Annotated in this window: 4 protein-coding genes; 3 read left to right on the forward strand and 1 reads right to left on the reverse strand. The window is 73.2% G+C overall.

Annotated features, from left to right (window positions below):
- Window positions 1-421: RNA-binding S4 domain-containing protein (locus C1J00_RS41020; RefSeq protein ID WP_102913922.1), on the reverse strand; the 421-nt coding region annotated here is incomplete at its 3' end.
- A 122-nt stretch (window positions 422-543) separates the two neighbouring features.
- Here C1J00_RS41020 and C1J00_RS41025 point away from each other — a divergent pair.
- The 3 genes from C1J00_RS41025 to C1J00_RS41035 form a co-directional block, all read left to right on the forward strand.
- The gene (locus C1J00_RS41025) at window positions 544-1,329 is read left to right on the forward strand and encodes a helix-turn-helix domain-containing protein (protein WP_245936714.1); all 786 of its coding nucleotides are present in this window, start codon (window positions 544-546) and stop codon (window positions 1,327-1,329) included.
- Window positions 1,330-1,337: 8 nt separating this feature from the next.
- Window positions 1,338-2,639 carry an MFS transporter gene (locus tag C1J00_RS41030; protein ID WP_102913923.1) on the forward strand — a complete coding sequence of 434 codons (1,302 nt, stop codon included), beginning with the start codon at window positions 1,338-1,340 and terminating at the stop codon, window positions 2,637-2,639.
- 86 nt (window positions 2,640-2,725) lie between these two features.
- Window positions 2,726-3,116, forward strand: a 391-nt coding sequence (locus C1J00_RS41035) for a uracil-DNA glycosylase family protein (RefSeq protein ID WP_281262799.1), incomplete at its 3' end; no start/stop codon positions are given.

Raw genomic sequence — 3,116 nt, forward strand, 5'->3', positions numbered from 1 at the left:
GGGAGTTGTCGACGTAGCACTGAGTGGCCACGGGTGCCCCGACCCGCTTGCGGATCAGCCGCGTGACGATGACGACCCGCTCGCGGCCCTCGTGCCGCAGACGCACTTCGTCACCGACGCGGACTCCGTGTGCGGGCTTCACCCGCTCGCCGTTGACGCGTACGTGGCCGCCACGGCAGGCGGTGGCTCCCATGGAACGGGTCTTGACGAGGCGCACGGACCAGATCCAGCTGTCGACGCGGACGGTCGTGCCGCCCTGCGGGCCGGCCTCGGCAGCGGCGATCGCCGAGGCGGTCTCCGGGTCCGGGGGCTGGATATCGCCAACCGCTGAGCTGCCGCCGGACTTGGGGGACTCGGGGGACTCGGCCGCCGGGTTTTCGGTCCCGTCCGTCCTGCCGTACTGCGCACCCTGAGAAGCCATGCACCCGACCTTAGCCCTCCCAACGGCCCCACCGGGCGAAATATCGGTCCCCGAACGGACTCTGCCAAACAAGTTTTGCAAAAACTCTTTTGTTAAGTCGTCCGGCGGCCTAATCTCCTGGCATGGACAGCGACGAGCACAAGCGCGTACTCGATCCTGAGCGCGACACCGCAGCTCTCAAGGCCCTCACCCACCCCCTGCGAATCCAGCTGCTCGGGCTGCTGCGGCAGGACGGGCCCGCCACGGCGAGTGAGCTGGCCGCGCGGACGGGGGAGTCGTCGGCGTCGACCAGCTACCACCTGCGGGTGCTGGCGAAGTACGCGTTCATCGCCGAGGCCGAGCACCGCGACGGGCGGGAGCGGCGCTGGCGGGCGCTGCACACCCTCACGTCCTGGAGCAACGAGTCGATGGAGTCCACCGAGGCGGGCCGGGCTTTCGTCGGCCTGGCGCGGCGGCGGCAGATCGAGCACCTGGAGAGATCCCTCGCCCGTTACGAGGCGGACCTGGCCGCCGGGCGGATCGGTCAGGAGTGGGTGGAGCCGTCCGGGATCACCGACCTCATGCCCCGGCTGACGGCCGCGTCGCTCACCGAACTCTTCGACACCGTCGCCGGGAAGCTGGAGGAGCTGACCGCGCGGGACGCGGACGATCCGCGGGCCGAACACGTCGTGTTCGTCGCAGCCGGACTCCCGCTCGCCGCCCACGAATCCGTCGACCGCGACCCGGAAGCCCGCGACTCGAAAGACCGCAGGGCCGAAGACGGCGCCCCCGAAGGCCGCGGGTCCGAAGACGGCGTCCCAGAAAACGCCACCCCAGAAAACGTCACCCCCGATGACGGCGGCCCCGAAGACCGCGACACCGAAGACCGCGACGCCGAGGACCGCGACGCCCAAGATCTCAACCCGTGACGCCGCTCATGACCGAGCCGCCCGGGGAACTGGCCGCTCGCCGCCGGTACGTCACCGTCTGCGCGCTCCTGTGGCTGCCACCGGGGCTGAGCATGGCCACGATGGTCCTGCTGTTCACCGAGCGCGGCATGTCCCTCGCCGCGGTCGCGGGGCTGTTCGCCGCGCACTCGCTGACCGTCGCCGCGCTGGAGCTGCCCACGGGAGGCCTCTCGGACGTCCTCGGGCGTCGGCCGGTGCTGGCCGCGGCCGGTGGGCTCGGCGTCGTCGCCTTCGCGCTGATCGGCCTCGGCACCACCGCCTGGCTGCTCACCGCCGGCATGGTGCTCATGGGCGTGGCCCGGGCCCTCGCCAGCGGAACCGCCGAGGCCTGGTACGTCGACACCGTCCAGGCATGCTCCGGCCCGGACGCCGAGCTGCGTACGGGTCTGGCACGGGGCGGCTCCGCGACCTCCGCCGCGCTCGCGGCCGGCATCCTGCTGGGCGGTGCCCTGCCCTGGCTGCTCGGCCTGGGGCCCGACCTCGGTGCCCGGCTGAGCGAGGCGACGTCGGGGGCGGTACTGCCTCTGTCCGTCCCCCTGCTGCTGGCAGCCGCGCTGAAGACCGTGTTCGTCGCCTACGTGCTCGCCGCCCTGCGGGAGCCCCCGCGTCCGCCGACCACCCTGCGTTCGGTGCTGCGCGGCGTCCCGGTCACGATCGCCGACGGACTCCGGCTGGGCGGACATGACGCGCTGGTCCGCCGGATCCTGCTCGCGGCCGCGGCCGCCGGAAGCGCCCTGGCCGCCATCGAACTCCTCATACCGGGCCGTACCACGGCGCTGACCGGCTCGAACGCTTCCGGAGCGATGGTCTATGCAGCACTGTCCTGCGTCGGTTTCGTCTGCTCCGGCCTCGGCAGCCACCTCGCGCCGCTCACCGCCCGGATCGCGGGCAGTGGCGAGCGTGCTGTGCTGGTCAGCCTCGCGGCCGGTGCGGGCGGTCTGCTGCTGCTCGGGGTCACCGCCTCCTCCGTCCACCCGGCGGCCACGGCCCTCGCGGCCTTCGGCTTCGGGCTGGTCTACCTCGGTCTCGGCGCGGCGGCCCCGAACGAGAACGACCTGCTGCACCGCCGGGTCGCCGGTGCGGGCCGCGCCACCGCCCTGTCCGTCCAGTCCCTCGCCCAGCAACTGGTCGGAGCGCTCACGGGGCTGGCCGTCGGGGTGCTGTGGCCGGGCCCCCTGCCCTGGCTCCTGACGGGCGCCGTACTGCTGGCCGGGGCCCTGCTCTGGCTGCGCCGGAGCGACGAACGGGCCGTGCAGGTCACCGGCGTCTGAACGGCGGCGGAGGGCGAGTCCGCAGCGGCCGGCGTTCATCTGGCCCTCGTGACGACTGTGCCCACGCCTGCGCCTACGGTGGAGTGATGGATGCCAGCGGACTCACCCTCCTCGACCGGCGCATCGCCGACTGCCGGGCCTGCCCGCGGCTGGTCTCCTGGCGCGAGGAGGCGGCCCGTGCCAAGCGGGCCGCCTACGCGGACTGGACGTACTGGGGCCGGCCGGTGCCCGGGTTCGGGCCCGCGGACGCAAGGCTGCTGATCGTGGGACTCGCCCCCGCCGCCCACGGCGGCAACCGCACCGGCCGGATGTTCACCGGTGACCGCTCCGGAGACGTCCTCTACGAGGCGCTGTACGACGTGGGCCTCGCCTCCCAGGCGACCGCCGAGCACGCCCACGACGGCCTGGAGCTGTACGGCGTGCGCGTCACCTCGCCCGTGCACTGCGCCCCGCCCGCCAACAAGCCCACCCCCGAGG

Source organism: Streptomyces cahuitamycinicus, from assembly GCF_002891435.1.
Classification (GTDB): Bacteria; Actinomycetota; Actinomycetes; order Streptomycetales; family Streptomycetaceae; genus Streptomyces; species Streptomyces cahuitamycinicus.